15 protein-coding genes are annotated in these 17288 nt (G+C 62.9%); 4 read left to right on the top strand and 11 right to left on the bottom strand.

What is annotated here, in order from left to right; genetic code table 11:
- The first annotated feature begins 10 nt into the window (after positions 1-10).
- Together SS05631_RS21520 and SS05631_RS21515 are read left to right on the top strand one after the other, a co-directional pair.
- Entirely contained in the window at positions 11-1528 is a 1518-nt protein-coding gene (locus SS05631_RS21520) for a tripartite tricarboxylate transporter permease (protein WP_037419055.1), read from the top strand.
- Between the two features lie 162 nt (positions 1529-1690).
- Positions 1691-1855, top strand: a complete 165-nt coding sequence (locus SS05631_RS21515) for a hypothetical protein (RefSeq protein WP_083854030.1) — start codon at positions 1691-1693, stop codon at positions 1853-1855.
- A gap of 56 nt (positions 1856-1911) precedes the next feature.
- Here SS05631_RS21515 and SS05631_RS21510 read toward each other — a convergent pair whose 3' ends face one another.
- Positions 1912-5502 (bottom strand): FecR domain-containing protein, encoded by a 3591-nt coding sequence (locus SS05631_RS21510; RefSeq protein WP_037419052.1) that lies wholly within the window; start codon positions 5500-5502, stop codon positions 1912-1914.
- A gap of 213 nt (positions 5503-5715) precedes the next feature.
- Here SS05631_RS21510 and SS05631_RS21505 point away from each other — a divergent pair, with 213 nt between their 5' ends.
- The gene (locus SS05631_RS21505; RefSeq protein WP_037419050.1) at positions 5716-6495 is read left to right on the top strand and encodes a TIGR01458 family HAD-type hydrolase; all 780 of its coding nucleotides are present in this window, start codon (positions 5716-5718) and stop codon (positions 6493-6495) included.
- Positions 6496-6563: 68 nt separating this feature from the next.
- Here SS05631_RS21505 and SS05631_RS21500 read toward each other — a convergent pair whose 3' ends face one another.
- Positions 6564-7598, bottom strand: a complete 1035-nt coding sequence (locus SS05631_RS21500) for a glutamine synthetase beta-grasp domain-containing protein (RefSeq protein ID WP_037419046.1) — start codon at positions 7596-7598, stop codon at positions 6564-6566.
- A 509-nt stretch (positions 7599-8107) separates the two neighbouring features.
- Between SS05631_RS21500 and SS05631_RS21495 the strand changes: the two genes are divergently transcribed.
- A complete protein-coding gene (locus tag SS05631_RS21495) occupies positions 8108-8302 on the top strand; it encodes a DUF2735 domain-containing protein (RefSeq protein WP_037383898.1) in 195 nt (64 codons plus the stop codon).
- 14 nt (positions 8303-8316) lie between these two features.
- Here SS05631_RS21495 and SS05631_RS21490 read toward each other — a convergent pair whose 3' ends face one another.
- From SS05631_RS21490 to SS05631_RS21450, 9 genes are all read right to left on the bottom strand, one after another.
- Positions 8317-8991, bottom strand: a complete 675-nt coding sequence (locus SS05631_RS21490; RefSeq protein ID WP_037419041.1) for an HAD family hydrolase — start codon at positions 8989-8991, stop codon at positions 8317-8319.
- Between the two features lie 76 nt (positions 8992-9067).
- Positions 9068-10063 carry a ScyD/ScyE family protein gene (locus SS05631_RS21485; RefSeq protein WP_037419035.1) on the bottom strand — a complete coding sequence of 332 codons (996 nt, stop codon included), beginning with the start codon at positions 10061-10063 and terminating at the stop codon, positions 9068-9070.
- Entirely contained in the window at positions 10042-10779 is a 738-nt protein-coding gene (locus tag SS05631_RS21480) for an SUMF1/EgtB/PvdO family nonheme iron enzyme (RefSeq protein WP_037419108.1), read from the bottom strand. The genes SS05631_RS21485 and SS05631_RS21480 overlap by 22 nt, the downstream gene beginning before the upstream one ends.
- Before the next feature lie 64 nt (positions 10780-10843).
- Complete coding sequence (gene ugpC, locus SS05631_RS21475) at positions 10844-11905, bottom strand: sn-glycerol-3-phosphate ABC transporter ATP-binding protein UgpC (RefSeq protein WP_037419032.1); 1062 nt, start codon at positions 11903-11905, stop codon at positions 10844-10846.
- Positions 11906-11910: 5 nt separating this feature from the next.
- The gene (locus tag SS05631_RS21470) at positions 11911-12771 is read right to left on the bottom strand and encodes a carbohydrate ABC transporter permease (protein WP_037419029.1); all 861 of its coding nucleotides are present in this window, start codon (positions 12769-12771) and stop codon (positions 11911-11913) included.
- 4 nt (positions 12772-12775) lie between these two features.
- The gene (locus tag SS05631_RS21465; RefSeq protein ID WP_037419026.1) at positions 12776-13690 is read right to left on the bottom strand and encodes a sugar ABC transporter permease; all 915 of its coding nucleotides are present in this window, start codon (positions 13688-13690) and stop codon (positions 12776-12778) included.
- 86 nt (positions 13691-13776) lie between these two features.
- Entirely contained in the window at positions 13777-15036 is a 1260-nt protein-coding gene (locus SS05631_RS21460) for an ABC transporter substrate-binding protein (protein WP_037419024.1), read from the bottom strand.
- 237 nt (positions 15037-15273) lie between these two features.
- Entirely contained in the window at positions 15274-16338 is a 1065-nt protein-coding gene (locus SS05631_RS21455; protein WP_037419021.1) for a glycosyltransferase, read from the bottom strand.
- A gap of 235 nt (positions 16339-16573) precedes the next feature.
- Positions 16574-17287, bottom strand: coding sequence for a GntR family transcriptional regulator (locus tag SS05631_RS21450; RefSeq protein WP_037419018.1), 714 nt, complete (start codon positions 17285-17287; stop codon positions 16574-16576).
- Position 17288 lies beyond the last annotated feature (1 nt).

Here is a 17288-nt window from a genome sequence, read left to right as displayed (position 1 = left end):
GCCGACAATTATGGGTACTCTTGACTTCCTTTTGCAGGGGCTGCTGGTTGCTGCGCAACCGATGAACCTGCTCTACGCGCTGATCGGCGTCACCCTCGGCACGGCCGTCGGCGTGCTGCCGGGCATCGGCCCGGCGCTCACCGTCGCGCTCCTTCTGCCGGTGACCTATCAGCTCGACCCCGGCGGCTCGCTGATCATGTTCGCCGGCATCTATTACGGCGGCATGTATGGTGGCTCGACGACGTCCATCCTGCTGAACACGCCCGGCGAGAGCTCCTCGATCGTCACCGCGCTCGAAGGTAACAAGATGGCACGCGCCGGCCGCGGCGGCCCCGCTCTGGCAACGGCAGCGATCGGCTCCTTCGTCGCCGGCCTCATCGCGACACTCGGCCTCGCCTTTGTCGCCCCCTACATCGTCAAGCTGGCCCTCGTCTTCGGCCCGCGCGAATATTTCGCGCTGATGGTGCTCGCCTTCGTCACCGTTTCTTCCGCCTTCGGCGACTCGACGCTGCGTGGCCTGACCTCGCTTTTCGTCGGCCTGACGCTCGCCTGCATCGGCATCGACCAGCTGACCGGCCAGGCGCGTCTCTCCTTTGGCGTTCCGGACCTGCTCGACGGCATCGAGGTGACGACGCTCGCGGTCGCCATGTTCGCGATCGGCGAAACGCTCTACATCGCCGCCCAGGGCGACAAGGGTCCCGACAGGGTCGAGGCGGTGCGCGGTTCGGTCTGGATGAGCGCCTCGGATTGGGCGCGCTCCTGGAAGGCGTGGCTGCGCGGCACCTTTATCGGCTTCCCGATCGGCGCGATGCCGGCCGGCGGCGCCGAAATCGGCACCTTCCTCTCCTATGCGACCGAAAAGCGGCTGAGCAAGCATCCGGAAGAATTCGGCAATGGCGCGATCGAGGGCGTCGCCGGCCCGGAGGCCGCCAACAACGCCTCGGCAGCCGGTACGCTCGTGCCGCTGCTGACGCTCGGCCTGCCGACGTCGGCAACGGCGGCGATCATGTTGGCCGGCTTCCAGCAATATGGCCTGCAGCCGGGGCCGTTGCTGTTCGCCACCAACCCGCAGCTCGTCTGGGGCCTGATCGCCAGCCTGCTGATCGCCAACTTCATGCTGCTCGTCCTGAACCTGCCCCTGGTCGGCCTCTGGGTGAAGCTGCTGACGATCCCGAAACCCTGGCTCTATGCCGGCATCCTGCTGTTCGCGACGCTCGGCACCATCGGCGCCAACCCCTCGGTGTTCGAACTCGGCATGCTCCTCGCCTTTGGCCTGCTCGGCTACGTCATGCGCGTCTTCGGCTATCCGATCGCGCCTGTCGTCGTCGGCCTGATCCTCGGGCCGCTCGCCGAACAGCAGCTGCGCCGGGCGCTGTCGATCAGCCAAGGTGACGCGACCGTGCTCTTCACCTCGCCGATCGCCGCTGTCCTGCTGGTGATTGCGGCGCTGGCCTTCATCGTGCCGCTGATCCTCAGAGCCCGCGGCCGCGGCGAGGTACTCGCCCAGCTTGCTGCCAGCGAAGATTGATCGCTTTCGCCTCCCAAGGCGCTTTGGCGCGGGCCCGGTTGGCAGACCGCCAGCCGGGCCTGCTTTCGTTGCATGGCTGGGGTGAGGATTTGTGCATTGCAAAAAAGCCCGACGGGCCCCATCTTTTGCTCATCGAATTGAGAAAGAAAGTGAGCAAAGACAATGACTAGCAAGAACCGCATGGGCTTCATCGGTCGCGCCTTCGCCGTCCTCGGCGCAGCGACCGCCGCAGCCGCGGCAGTCGAAGGTCACCGCCGCCCGAACGCCCGCGACCTCCACACCCTCGGCATCAACCCGGCCAACTTCCCGGACACCCGCCGCGGCTGATGACGCCGAACTACGCTTGATCGACACGCCGTGCGTGACTCCGGGTGATCGAGTCGCTAAAACTTCGCCCTGACGGTGCCCAGGACAGTGCGGCCTGGGCCGGGAATGCCAAAAGCCAGATCGAAGTCGTCATCGAACACATTTAGCAATTGCAGACCGAGTTCCAGGTGTCCGCCCGGCGACTCCCAACTAATCGCAGCATCGCTTGTCGTGTATGATGACAGCTCGATGCCAAAGGGCGCGCCAACCCGTTCCCCGACGAAGGTCTGAGCTATAGTGGCCTTGACGCGCGAAGGGTGAACGATCGTCAGCCCGACCTGCGCCCGATAATCCGGCACAAGTGGCACGCCGAACTCCCCGCCGCTACCGGGCGTCAAGTCGACGCTGTGGTTCCAGGTGAACGATCCGAAGGCACCGAGACCTTCGCCGATCCAGTAGTTGCCGCTGATATTGATGCGGTCGATCTCGCCGGTCGTCGTGTCGAAGCTGCCGAGCAACTCGGGGACATCCAACGAAAGCCCGTCGAAACGCTGGTGCTGGTACTCGACCGACGTGAAGAGCCGCTCCGACCACTCCGCCTCCCAACGCAGCGCCGCTGTCCTTGCGCTGCCGCCGATGAACAACGGCAGTTCCAGTGGCGTCAATCCGACGGTCGACACCGGGGCGAGGGTGTAATTCGATGAAGACTGCGTATCTTCGCGATAAAATGCGCGCAGCCAGTGATTTTCTACCGGCGACCAGGCGACGCCGACACGCGGATCGACGCAGGGACAATCATCGGTTACGTCGTCCAACCAATTGAGGTAAACACCGCCCTGGAATGTGAGATCCTCGGAAATTTCCCACATGGCGTCGCCATAGCCGCGCGTTGCATTGCCCTTCTCGGAAAGTCGATCGACGAAGAACACGCCTCCCGTGAGCAGATCCGTATAGATTGCGGAGTCGCGCGTATAGAACCGGCCGGTTTCGACGCCGTATCGCAGCGTGACGGGTCCGATCCCGTACAGATGGCTGACGCCGATCGTTGCGGTCTCCTTTTCCGTTTCTTGCTCAACGCGGTATGGTCCGATATCGTCGACCAGATCGATACTCTGGTCCACATGCGTGTCGCCGAGGACGGCGAACGCCTGCAGCAGATTGCGATCGCCGAAGGTATGACTCCACGCGATCCCAAGGTCGGAAAATCGAGTTTCTCTGATGTCGAAGGGCGTCGGAAACCAAGTCTGCCCGGGAAACCCCGTTTCGAGATCGACGAAACCGCCGAACAGGTAAACATTGTCCTCCAAGGTCGGATGTATGCCGACAGAGAAATTTGCGCCGGTGATATCATCGCGATCGTTCGCGCGCGGGCTATCCGGCCGCAGTGCCTCCGCCTGCAGATAATAGCTTATCGGCAGCGGTGCAAAGGTCGTACCTTGGACGAGCATGTCGCTCTTCCAGCCAAGCTCGCCATCCTGCAAGATCAGGCCGCCCCCAATGGCCGTTTCAAAAAAGCTGGTTCGTTCGAGTGAGTTGCGGGTGGTGGCGGACGCCACCGCAAGAGGATCGAGCAATAGCGCCTGCAAGTTCGACGAAGCGCTTGAACTGCCTGCCTCGGTCCGCTGGCTCGGAGAAAGCAGAGGGGAAAATCCCTCAAAAGGACTGATCCGGCCGGACGCTGCCTCGTCGAGATAGGTGGTCGATCTGAAAGGATCATAGGAGCGGTCCGCGTAATACTGGCTCCATTCGTTAAGACTGACATTGTCGAGGGCGATGCCGAGGAAGGACGAGACCTGGCGATTGGCATCGTAACCGCCGTAGTACCCGCCGCGAGCCTGGCGGCGCCGCAGTGCCTCGCGCGCCTCGACGATCGCATCGTCGGCGCGATACTGGTCGAGGGCGATGCCGGAGCGGATCAAGGGAATTGACGGGTTTTCCGGATCAAACCGGTCGGCATTGTCGAGCGCCTGGGCGGCCTCCTCCTCCGCCCCCAGTTGATAGCTGCCGATCGCCAGACCGATGAGGCTGTCCCCGTAGGTCGGGTTGACGGCGGAGGCTTCGAGTAGCGTTTTCTCGCCCTCCTCGGTTTTTCCTATTCGCAAGAGATATCGGCCTTTGGCCGCCAAAACCGCATAGGATTGCGGGTCAAGCGCCTCCGCCCTTTCGACCTCCGCCTTTGCCGCTGCGATCTGATCGTTGTCCATCAGGAAGCGCGCATAGTTTGCGTGCAAGGCGGCATTTTCCGGGTTCAGTTCGACCGCGCGCCGATGGGCGGCATCGGCCTCCACTATAGCATTGCGATCGCTTAGGACGATGCCGAGTTCGTTCCAGATGGCATCGTTGCCAGGAGCGATCTTCGCGGCGTGTTTCAGGTCCCGAAGTGCGCCATCGAGGTCGCTGGAAATGCTTGCGCGGAAGCGCGCATTGGCGAGCAGATAGGCCGGCTCGTTGGGATCGATGGCGCTCGCGCGGGCGAGCGCGTCTTTCACTTCGTCGCGGCGGTCGAGTTGGAAGGCGAGATCCGCGCGCATTGCCGGCAGGCGCGCGTCGTTCGGAAAACGGCGCTCGGCCGCCTTCAATATCTCGATCGCTTCGGCCGCGCCGAGCGCATGGGACACAGTTGCAGCCCGCATCAGCGCCGTCGTCGGATCGTCGCTATAGACGTTGTCCGCCGGCGGTGGTCGATCGCGGTCCGGTTCAGCCAAGGATTCCGCGAACCAGCGACCGTAAATCGCAGATGCTCTGCGATTGCGCGGCAGCGCTGGCAAGGCGGCGGCGAACAGCCGGTTCGCATCACCATAGCGTTGCTCCAGTCCGGCGATCATCGCCTCGACCAGCTTGGCACGCGCCTCCAACTGGGCCGGCAAGGGCCGCCTCAGTCCAACTAGAGCCTCTCTGGCAGCTGCCCGGCCGTCATGCGATAGCGAGGCCTCGGCAAGTGAGACCCAATCCTCGCTGCTCCGTCGAGCAGGAGGAATGGCCAGAACGCGCGCCCGCTCGGCACGAGTCTGGCGGCCGCTCATCCCGCTTGTCGGCAAACCTGCGAAGACGCCACGCAGCTCCGAATAGAGAAGTACCTGTTCGCGCTCCTTGAGATTGACGAGGACATATTTGCGGGGCGCTTGTCCGATTGCCGCAAACGCGCCCTCCCCCTGATTTACGACGACCGATCCTTGCGCGTTCTTGAGTTCGACGCTTCCCTCAAGCACCGAGAGAGTGGTAGCGCCGTTCTCACCTATGCTAAGCGTCCAATCCGTCCCGCGGATCGCGGCGGCAGCTGAGGGTGTGTCGACTGTGAGGCCGCTGCCCCCACGCTTGGCTCGCGCCCACACGGTCCCGGACTTGAGTTCAAGTTCGCTGTCGGAGCCCTGACCGATTTTCTTGACGAGAAGCGTCGTATTGCGCCCCATACGCATCTGCGTGTCATCGGAGAACAACAGAGCAAGGCTACCGGCGGCGTTCGTGCGCAGTATGTCGCCCGCAAGAAGGTCCTGACTGACCTCCACGCTGCGCCAGCCTTCGATGTCGATGAAGCTAATTTCCTCACCGGACTTGCGGGAAATGACGGAACCCTCGGCAGACGCCGCGCGCGGCAATAGCTCGGCCGCAGTTGGCAGCCCGCTTGCCAGCAACACAAGTGCTGCAACCGCTAGTCTCAGTTTGTGCATTGATGAAGTGTCTGATGAATCCCCGCGGCTAAAATGCTGGGAGATTGGGACGAATGTCAATGTCTCGGTGAGTTGAGGCTCGGAGAAACACAACCAATTTCAGGCGGAAGCAGTCGTCCGGCTGTCACGGCAACTTTCTGGAGCACCGGGACCGTCGCTGGCGGCAAAGCCACCAGAGCTTGACCCGCAGCGCACCCATGTCATCCTCATCGGATGATCAGCGCTGTGCTCCTGGATCTTGCCGGCGTCATCTACGATGGCGAGAAGGCCGTGCCTGGCGCGGCAGGGGCCGTGGCCCGTCTGCGCGAGGCCGGGCTCCCGATACGCTTCGTCAGCAACACGACCCGTTCAAGCAAGCCGGCGATCCTTGCCCGGCTCGCGAAACTGGGCCTTCCAGTAACAGACGACGAGCTCTTCACCCCGGCCGCGGCTGCTTGCGACTGGCTTCGCAGGCACGAGCGCGACGCTCATCTTCTCGTCCATCCCGATCTCGTTTGCGAGTTCCAGCATCTGCCGGCCGGCGGCCGCATGGCGGTCGTTGTCGGCGATGCCGGCGACGCCTTTGACTATGCGGCGCTGAATGCAGCCTTCCGGCAATTGGTCGATGGCGCCGAATTGGTGGCGCTGGCGCCGAACCGCTCTTTCCGGGACGCCGACGGCAGGTTGAGCCTCGATGCTGGCCCATTCGTTACCGCGCTGGAATTCGCCAGCCAGAAGCATGCCATCGTCCTCGGCAAGCCAGCACCCGGCTTTTTCCACGCAGCCCTTGCCACCATACCCTGCGCGTCGACGCAAGCGGTGATGGTCGGGGACGATGCGGAAACAGACGTCGCCGGTGCATTGAGCGCCGGTCTCGCTCACGCGCTGCTCGTGCGTACGGGAAAATATCGCGAGCGCGACGAGACGCGCTTCGCGCCGGCGCCGAGCGCCACGGTGCCCGACGTTGCGGCGGCGGTGGACTGGATCCTTGCGAGGCGCGGCGGAACCGAATGAATCTATCATAGCCGAACGAAAAAAGGCGCCGACCGAGGTCGGCGCCCAAGGTCTTGGGAGTCTTACGCTTAAGCTACTTTCGAGACTTGCGCCGGAACGGACGCTATCGTCTTCAGCACGCGCGAAGCGATCTGGTAGGGGTCGCCTTGGGAGTTCGGGCGGCGATCTTCGAGATAGCCCTTGTAGCCGTTGTTAACGAAGCTGTGCGGAACCCGGATCGACGCGCCGCGGTCGGCAACGCCGTAGCTGAACTTGTTCCACGGCGCCGTCTCATGCTTGCCGGTGAGGCGCAAGTGGTTGTCCGGGCCGTAGACCTCGATGTGTTCCATCAGGTTCTTCTCGAAGGCGGCCATCAGCGCCTCGAAATAGTCCTTGCCGCCAACTTCGCGCATGTAGGCGGTCGAGAAGTTGCAGTGCATGCCCGAGCCGTTCCAATCGGTGTCGCCAAGCGGCTTGCAGTGGTACTCGACGTCGATGCCGTACTTTTCCGTCAGGCGCTGCAGCAGGTAACGAGCCATCCAGACTTCGTCGGCAGCCTTCTTGGAGCCCTTGCCGAAGACCTGGAATTCCCACTGGCCCTTGGCCACTTCGGCGTTGATGCCTTCATGGTTGATGCCGGCGGCCAGGCAGATGTCGAGGTGTTCTTCGACGATCTGGCGCGCGATGTTGCCGACGTTCTTGTAGCCGACGCCGGTGTAGTACGGGCCCTGCGGTGCCGGGTAGCCCTGCTCCGGGAAGCCGAGCGGACGGCCGTCCTTGTAGAAGAAGTATTCCTGCTCGAAACCGAACCAGGCGCCTTCGTCGTCGAGGATGGTGGCGCGGTTGTTCGACGGATGCGGCGTCTTGCCGTCCGGCATCATGACCTCGCACATGACCAGCACGCCATTGGTGCGGACCGGATCCGGGTAGACGGCGACCGGCTTCAGCACGCAATCGGAGCTGCGGCCTTCGGCCTGTTTCGTCGAGCTGCCGTCGAAGCCCCAGAGCGGCAGTTGCTCGAGCGTCGGGAACGCGTCGAATTCCTTGATCTGCGTCTTGCCGCGGAGATTTGGTACGGGCGTGTAGCCATCGAGCCAGATGTACTCGAGCTTATACTTGGTCATTAGCGAATCTCTCTAACGTGGTGCTGCGAGGTTTGAGCAATTCCTGGCGCGGCCTTGCACGGAAAACGTGCCAGACCACCAGGGATCGACTCCCTTCAAGCATCAAGCGTGCCAACTCGGTGGTGGGTGCGAATCTTTTTTTGACCCGCAGGGGACTCAAACTGGATTCCAAGTGGCTGCCGGTCAGGGTCGCGGCGAACGACAAATCGACCCCCGAGGCGCTGACTTCGTTCCACCGCCTTGATTTTGCTGGATATCCCGCGCCTCTCCTGCGCTTGACGTTCAAGGGTCCGCCATGAGCGGCGAAGGACCACCTGCTCCAAAATGCGTCAGTTGCGCGCAGCTGCCTAAAAAATCGCACTGAATACGCTCCCTCAAGCGCAATGAGGGTGCTGTGCTTGCGATTCCGGCATTCAATTGAACGATTTTTCGGCAATTCGCGTAAATGATGTGCAATTTCTGCCGCGGCGTACTATCTTTTCTCGACAGGACTCACCGGAGACCAGAGCATGGCCACGAGTTTCCACGGCAAGAGTGCGACGATCTATCAGTTCCCGACACGCATCTCGCGCAAGGCCGAAGATCGTCGTTCCGAAGCACAGCGCCAAGCGGATCTCGCTTCGTCGGACGTGTGCGCGGCTGCCATTGACGGCTGCTGGTACCACGAGGAAGCGGTCCGCGAGGAAACGACCACCAAACACTGAGCTCCAGGCGTCGATCACCGACGCCCGCCGACCTCGTCGATATGCATGAGCATGTCGGCGGGATCCTCATAGATGCGGAACGCGCCGGCGTGCCGCAACTCTTCAAGCCCATAGCCGCCGCTCAATAGCCCGACGCCCAAGGCGCGGCAGCGAACCGCCGCCAGCATGTCCCAGATGCTGTCGCCGACGACGACCGCCGTCTCGATCGGGGCGCTGAGCCGCTCGGCGGCCGCAACGAAGAGATCCGGATCGGGCTTGGCGTATTTGACCAGGTCCCGGGTCACAACCGGCACGACGGCCGGGTCGACGCCGAGAGCAGCGAGATTGACGGCAGCCGTCTCCATCCGGCCGCTGGTGGCGATCGCCCAGGGAATCTTTGTGTCAGTGAGCCATTGCAAAAGAGAGAGCGCGCCCGGCAGCGGCCGGATGCGATCCGCCTGCCGCTTGTAAGCCTCGGCATGGCGTTGTCGCAGACGCGCCACCCGTTCCGGGCTGATCTCCACGCCCGTCTCGCGCAGCAGTTGGTTGGTGAAGAGGCCGCCGCTCATGCCGATCTTGCGGTGGATGCGCCAGACCGAGAGGTCGATGTCCTCGCCCTCGAGCGCTTCCTTCCAGGCAAGCACATGTTGGTAGACGCTGTCGACGAGCGTGCCGTCGAGATCGAACAGGAAGGCCGGTTCAATGCGCATGTCTTCTCTCCTGCTTTCCTGTGGTGCCGCTGGAGATATGGAGCAGCATCGGGGGAAGAACAGGGCTGTCGGCGCGCTACTGACGCGCCAAAAGGTGCAGGTTGCCGGCAAGATCGGAAACGATAACTTGCCGCTCGTCCAACACGAGCACCGAGACCGGCCGTGTCAAGCCGTCGAAGATGGTGCTTCTGCTCTTCGTTTCAGCATCGATCCTCAGCAGTCGGCCGCTGCCTTTTGCGAAGCCTTGCTTCTGATCGTAGGTCCCGTGTTCGAGCACGAGCATGCCTCCGTCACCCGCAATGGCAATCGCCACCGGCGCGTTCAGTCCGTCAGCCTCGAGGCGCGGTTCGGAGGCGCCCACGGTGGGGATCGAAACGACCTTCCCTGCCCCGGCAAGGAAGGGAAAGCCGCCGAAGAGCGCGACATAGAGGCGCCCTCTGTGAAGAGCTATGCCGGTCGGTACGGCATCGACCTCGTAGCCGCTGCCCGCCGCGAATTCCGTCGGCGAAAGGCTCTGCAAGGTTCCTGCCGCCTGAGGCAATCGGCGGAAACTGATAAGCGTCCTCCTTCGACCATCGCGTCTTACATGCTCGACGCTGTTGCGCGCCGCGTCGACGACGTAGAAGCCTTGGTCGACGGCGACGAAATCGAACGGGTTCCAGAAATCATTGCTGATGACCCGTGTCTTGCCTGCGTCATCGATCGCGACCAGGCTGTGATCGAGCGGGTTCTGATCGGCGTTGGTCGGCGTCCATCCCTGGGCCACGATGAACTCGCCACCGACACGAACGGCACGATAGGGCCCCGTCGGGTCGCCCACCACGTCGGGGCCATGGGGAAAGACGGGACCGAAGGCGACAAGGTACCCGTTTGCGTCGCGGCGATAAAGGCGGCCCTTCGCAAGATTGGTGACGAGCAACGTATCGCCGTCGCGCGCAAGACCGGCAAAGGCGGCGCCGGGGACATGAACCGTCTCGAAGCGGTAGCCCGCTGCCGCCACAGGCTCGGCAACCGCGCTATGTGCCAGAAGCAGGCCCCCGGCAGCGATGATCAGGGCGAGGAGCGGACGCATCGGAAGCCGCCATTGGCTGCGAAACGGAAGTCGGGATCATAGGCGAGCCGGTAAGTGGTTGTCAGGTGGCGTGCGTCGCTGTTCCAGGATCCGCCACGGAGCACGCGGTGGCGTCCCGCAGCGGTAGTCGATACGCCTACGTAAGGCGCATAAACGTCGCTCGTCCATTCCCAGACATTGCCGACGAGGTTGAGCACGCCTTCCCGGCTGGCGCCCGCGGCGAAGGACTCTGCCGGCGCCGTCATCGGATAGCCATCCCTTTCATCACCGGAGCAGCAGACATCGGCACCGACATTGGCCCGCGCCTCGTCGCGAGGCCCCTCCTGCCAGGGAAAGGCATCACCTTCCACGCCCCGCGCCGCTCTCTCATATTGTTGCTCCGACGGCAGAGCGAGGCCGTAGTGGCGGCAGAAGGCAATCGCATCGCCCCAGCTGACGCCGACGACCGGCCGATCGGGAAGTCCCAGGAGCGGGTGATCGGCATAAAAGGCGCGACGGTGGCCGCTCGCCGCCACGAAGGCTTCATATTGCCGGTTGGTGATCTCGGTGCGGTTGATCGCGAATGGCCGTCCCTGCACCACGCGCCGCGGGCGTTCGTTGTCAGGGCCGTCGTCGCGGCCGAAGACGAAGGGACCAGCCGAAACCGCGATGAGCGGATTGCCGGCGATAGGCCCGGCCCCGGTCGCGAGCGCTGCGGATGCCGTGAGGAGAGCGATTGCCGCGGTTCCCGCAAGGCGAAGGCGACGTATCGCGGCACCTCCCTTACAATGTCCTATGAGTCTAGAAATCGACACGTCGCTCTGTCTCCGCATCGAACAGGAACATGCGGTCTGTCTCGATCCTGACGCCGAGGCGCTGATCGATCTGGCCGGCGAAGTTCTTATCGGCGCGCAGCGTCATGAGCCGGCCGCCGAGTTGCAGGCTGACAAGCGTGTTCTCGCCGGTCAGCTCCACCGAATAAATCCGCGCGACAAGATTGACGTCCGGATCTTCGGCGCTCGCCGCATGAACGTCCTCCGGGCGCACGCCGAGCACGGCGCGCGCGATGCTGATGCGGCCCGCCCCGCCGACCCTCAGGCCGGCGCTGGCGAACACACCATCCTTCACCTCGCCTGGGATAAGATTCATTGCCGGCGAGCCGATGAAGCCGGCGACGAAGAGGGTGCGCGGATCGTTATAAATTTCCCTGGGCGTGCCAAGCTGCTCGATGACGCCCCGGTTCATCACGGCGACGCGATGGGCGAGCGTCATCGCCTCGATCTGGTCGTGGGTCACGTAGATCGTCGTGACCTGCAGCTCGTGCTGCAGGTGTTTCAGCTCGGCGCGCATCTGGGTGCGGAGCTTCGCATCGAGGTTCGACAGCGGCTCGTCCATGAGGAAGACGCGCGGCGTGCGCACGATGGCGCGGGCGAGCGCCACGCGCTGGCGCTGGCCGCCCGATAGCTCCTTGGGCAGTCGCTTGAGCATCGTATCGAGCTCGACCCGCCGCGCCACCTCGCCGATGCGGCGCTTATATTCCTCCGGCGGCACTTTGCGGATCTTCAACGGATAGCCGATATTGTCCTCGACGGAGAGATGAGGATAGAGCGCATAGGACTGGAAGACCATCGCGACGTCGCGATACTTCGGCAGCACGTCGTTGATCCGGTCCGAGTTGATGTAGATATCCCCGGTTGTCGCCTCCTCGAGGCCCGCGACCATCCGCATCGTCGTCGTCTTGCCGCAGCCCGAGGGTCCGAGCAGCACGAGAAATTCCTTGTCGCGGATCTCGAGGTTGAAATCGTGGACGGCGACGAACTCGCCGAACTTCTTTGTGACATTGTCGAACCGGACGGAGGCCACAGGTCTCAACCCTTGACGGCGCCGAGGGAAAGTCCCCGGACGAGGTGCTTTTGGACGAGGAAGGCGAAGATGACGATCGGTACGCAGGCCATGAAGCCCGCGGCGCTGATCTCGCCCCAATAGGTGCTGTACTGCGTCACCCGGCCGGCAATGCCGATCGGCAGCGTCTGTGATTGCTCTGTCAGCGTGATGACGGGTGACAGCAGGAACTCGTTCCACGAGATGATCAGGCAGAAGATAGCAGTCGCCGCAAGTCCGGGCCGGGCGAGCGGCAGGGCGACATGCAGGAAGGCGCCCCAGCGCGTGTCGCCGTCGACGATCGCCGCTTCCTCCAGCTCGACCGGAAGATCCTGGAAATAGCTCTTCATCATCCAGGTCGCGAACGGCAGGTTGAAGGCGGTATAGGCGATGACGAGTGCCGACTTGGTGTTGAGCATGTCGAAATAGTTGAAGAACAGGTAGAGCGGAATGATGCTGACGATCGGCGGCATCATGCGCGTCGAAAGTATCCAGAAGGAAATCTGCTTGCGCCACTGCCAGGGATAGCTGAACCGCGCCAGCGCATAGCCGGCCATGGTGCCAAAGGTCACCGAAATCACGGTCGTGCCTATCGCGACGAGGAAGCTGTTCAGGGCATAGCGCAGGAAGGGGCGTTGGACGAAAGCTTCGTCATAGTGCTTCAGGGTCGGGTTGCGCGGCACCCATTCCGGCGGCACGGCGAAGATGTCGATGTCGAACTTGAAGGAGTTCGCTGCGATCCAGTAGACCGGAAACAGCGTCAGGATTAGCGCGACGAGAATCGCCAGATAGGCCGACAGGCGAAGAAGCATCTCCCGGGTGCGGCTGCGTGTTCTGATCGTCGCCATCCTCTCACTCCGCCAGCCGCATGCGCTTCATGAACCAGGTGCTGAGCATGATGGTGACGAACAGCACGAAGAGCGACATCGCCGCCGCGTAGCCGGGATCGGCGAAGCGGTAGGCGACTTGGTAGATGTAGAGGCTCAGAACCTTAGTCCTGTCTGCTGGGCCGCCCCCCGTCAGGATGAAGACGAGGTCGAAAAGGCGCAGCGCATCCATGACGCGCAGGAGCAGCGCAATGGCGATGACCGGCTTGAGGAACGGTAGCGTCAGATCCCAGAACTGCCGCCAGGACGAGGCGCCGTCGAGGGCGGCCGCCTCGTACGGCTCGACCGGCAGGCTTGCGAGCCCCGCCAGCATCAGAAGAAAGATGAACGGCGTCCATTGCCAGACATCGGCGACGATGATCGAGAACATGGCGAGGTTTACGTCGCCGGCCCAGGCCTGCAATGGAAGACCGAGACGAAACATGATCTCGTTCAGAACGCCGAATTGCGGCTCGTAGATGAGCTTCCAGGTGATCGCGACCGCGATCGGCGGCAGCATCATCGGGATCATCAGCACCGTTTTCAAGAAGCTGAGTCGGCGGATGAATCTATCGAGAAGGAGAGCGAGCCCGAGGCCGAGAAGGAATTCGAGCGTCACGGCAACAATGGTGAACACTGCGGTGTTGCGGAGCGCCACGTGAAACTGCGGATCGGAAATGAGCCGCGCGAAATTGCCGATGCCGACGAATTCCCAGGGGAGGTCGGGATTGGGGCTGATCCGGTGGACCGCCGCATAGAACATGTAGACGCTCGGAAAGATCGTCAGGGCCAGCAGGATGAGCACCGTCGGCGCGAGCATCAGGTAGCGCAGATGGCGCTCCGTCCATTGCTCCAGCGGCCCTCTCCGTCGAACCGACGCGCTTTTGCCGGTTTGCACCATCGGTCCCTCCGCAGACCTTCTCCCTGCATACCTCGACACCGGCTGCCGCAGTGATTTTTTTGCGGCCGCTCGAGCGGGCAAACCGCCTATTTGAGGCCGGTGATCTGCTCGACCGCGGCCTGCGAGTTATTCAGCGCCTCCTCCGGCGTGATCGTGCCGGCGACCGCCTTCGAAAGCTCGATGCCGAAGGCATTCTCGATTTCCGGCCATTTCGGGTGACGCGGTCGCGGCGTCGAAGCCTGGATCGCCTCCATCAGCACCGGATAGTGGCGGAACTTCTCCTGCTTGGTGAGTTCCGGATCGGTGAAGACCGAGGTGCGGACCGGCGGATTCCCCCGTTCGGCGGAGATCTTGATCTGCTCGGCCGTGGTCGCCCACATCATGAAGTCGAAGGCTTCCTGCTTGTTCTTGGACGCCGCCATGATACCCATCGTCCAGTGGCCGATCTCCGAGCTGCCCGGTTTTGTGCCGGCCGGGATCGGGCTGTAGGAGATCTTGCCGACCATCTTCGACTGGCTCGGATCCTCGAACGTCGCTACCCAGTTGGGCCAGTTGATCGACGAGGCGGCAGTGCCGGCCGCAAGGGCCGTGCCGACCTCGTTGGCGTTATAGCTCTCGACGCCCTTGGGAGAGACGTCGCGGAGCGCCATGAAGACCTTCATGGCGGCAGCGCCTTCCGGCGTGTCGATCGTCACCTTGGTCCGGTCCGCATTGAACATGTCGGCACCGTAGGACCAGAAGATCGGCATGAAGTCGGCAACGACCGGATTGCCCTGGCCGCCGCGGAAGACATAGCCGAAATAGCGGCCGCCGCCCTGCTCGGTGAGCGCTTTCGCGGCCTTCAGCACGTCGTCCCAGGTCTTCGGGGCTTCGACGCCCGCTTCCTTGAACTTGGCGGCGTCATAGAAGAACATCTGGGCGTTGCCCACATAGGGCAGGCACACGTAAGGCCCCGAATTATAGGGGTTGCGGCAGATCGCCAGCGACTTCGAGAGGAAATCACTGTCCGGCCCCTCCACCCCGGCGCCCTTGAAATAGGACGTCAGGTCTTCGAGATGGCCGTTCTCCGCAAAGAACGGAATCCACGGATCGTCCATCAGGACGATATCGAAAACGCCGGACTTGGTCGCTCCGGCATTGGCGCCCTGTTCGAAGACATTGGCATAGGGCGCCTGCACCGTCTCAACTTTCGTATTCTTCAGCTTCGCATAGTCGGCGGCTGCGGCCCTGAGGCCGTCACCCTCACTGCCGGAAGGCACGAGGATCGTGATGTCGGCCCAGGCTGACGCGCTGATCGCGAGTGCCGATGCCGTGACGGCGAAGGCCAGACAGAATTTGCGCACCATTGAACACCTCCCAATCCGAGCTCTTGACGAGTCCTCCTCATGGAGGTCCCGCCCGATCGGCTGGCGGAGAGGCTGATGCAACGTGCATGAGCTCGGGCAGGCCCGGCGTCATCGGGCTTCTCCACAAGCCGACGTTGCTCCCAGCGCAATCTACCACATTGCGCTCGATTAAGAGAGGGTTGTATTAGCTACTGCTTTTGTTGCAGATCCAGCCTGCGCTCCGCGCTGGGGACCGAACTATCCCATCACATAGCGAATGGTTTTCGACAACCGGGTGAGAAAAGCGGGCCTCGATGAGGCGACCAGTTTCCAGGAGAGCACCGCCTGCGCCATGCGCCGCGGCAGGAGCCCGACCGACAGGAACCAGGCCGCCAGCATGGCGCGGCGGCGGAGCGAGACATTCATTTCCATGCTGGCGGCAGCACCGGCTGCGGCAAGCGAAAGCCGCGAATCCTCCGCCACCGGGTGGCGCCGATGGTCCACGCAGAGCGACGCCAGACGTTCCTCGATGTGCGTCGGATCGCGCAGATTGGCGTCCGGCGGGACTTCGAGGCCAACCTCCTCGGCCTGGTGCGAAAGAGCGTGCAAGCGGTGAAAGTCGTGCTCGACGCGCCACCGGGCCCTCTGGCCAAGCTTCTCGGCGAAGACCGAATGGTTGCTTCCATGCATGCGGTAGGCACCAAGGCAGGTATCGATCGACCCGACGTTCCCGTGAAGTGGTGCCAGCGTGACCAGGTAACCGTCCGCACCCTGGCGGAATTCCTGTTCCGGTACCGGCATGATGCTCTCGAGCGCCGACCGGGTGAAGGCCAGTCCGCTAGTCACCGTCGTCTGGTAGCGGGCCCGGCGCAAGAGTTGCGGGATGACGTCGCCGGAATCGAAGGGCACTTCCGGCGGCGGGAAAACGTCCTGGACACGCTGCCGCTCGTCTACGATGTGCAGGCGGAACTGCATTTGCACCACGTCGCCATCAAATTGACCGATGATTTCCGAAACGGCGTTCGGGTAGAGATAGTCGTCCGCGTCGAGGAACAGAACGATCGCTCCGCGACTTGCCGCAAAGCCCGTGTTGAACGCTGCGGCGTGACCGCCGTTCGCCTCTCTCAAGCATGCCTTGATGCGGGGGCCGTAAGAAGCGATGACCTCGGCGGAATTGTCGCTCGACGCGTCATCGACGACAATCACCTCCACCTCGCCGTAGTCTTGGCCGAGCGCGCTGTCGATCGCGTGCCGCAGGAAACGGGCATAGTTGTAATTGGCGATGATGATGGAGACTGGAAGACAGTCTTGGATGGAATGCATCGCATAAACCTCGCAGATCTGCTTTGGTCGCGGCGAACCTTCTCATTCAGGTCCTTGGAGAATGCCCGTTCCGAAGGTGCAACCAATATCGGCGCGACGGAGCGATCGGCGTATTTTGCCAACGGGCGGCTAAGATCGTTCTCGATCCGGTTCCGAGGGTCCCCAGTTTTGTGGCATTTGCATGACCCCAACTGCGCCGCACGTCTCTGCCGGTTCCTCCGCACACTAGGAAATCTTATGCGAAATAGTCCGGATGGTGCTGCCGAAGGGCCGTGACGTCGGGAATGACGGCGCCGAGGTGGCGCATCATCGCCTCGCAGGCGCATTCAACGTCATGCGCCGCGATCGCGTCGCGGATGGCCGCATGTTCCTCAATGGCCGTCTTCATGCGACCGGGCACGGGCAATGTCAGCCGGCGGGCGCGATCGATCTGCAGCTTGACCGTTTTGATGAGAGTCCAGATGCCGGGATAGCCGGCGATTGCGGAAATCGCCTCGTGGAAAGCCTCGTCCTCTGCGTAGAAGAGTGAAGCGTCGTTGAGCATTGCATGAGCCTGCTGGCGGGCAATAATCGCATCGAGGCGTGCGATATCGTCGGCCGCGGCGACCTGCACCGCACGCTCGACGGTCGTGCGCTCCAAGGATTTGCGTATGATCACCGCCTCGGGGATGGCCGACAGCGGAATGCGCGAGACGAAGGTGCCTGATTGCGGGAAAATCTCGACGAGGCCTGCTTCGGCAAGCCGCAGGAGCGCCTCGCGCACCGGCGTCCGGCTGACGCCGAATTCCTCGGCAAGGACCTTTTCCTGCAGCGGCATTCCCGGCGGCAAGTCAAGCGACAGGATTGCAGCATGGAGCTGCTGGTAAATAGCAGCCGCCGTCGTCACCCGGCGCAGCCTTATGCCGCTCGTCCGATCTGAAGGTTGATGCCGCAAGACCCGTGCCGCCATG

It is taken from the genome of Sinorhizobium sp. CCBAU 05631, assembly GCF_002288505.1.
In the GTDB taxonomy this organism is placed as follows: Bacteria; Pseudomonadota; Alphaproteobacteria; order Rhizobiales; family Rhizobiaceae; genus Sinorhizobium; species Sinorhizobium fredii_C.
Note: the sequence above shows the minus strand (reverse complement) of the source record. Positions and strands in the feature narration are given on the sequence as shown.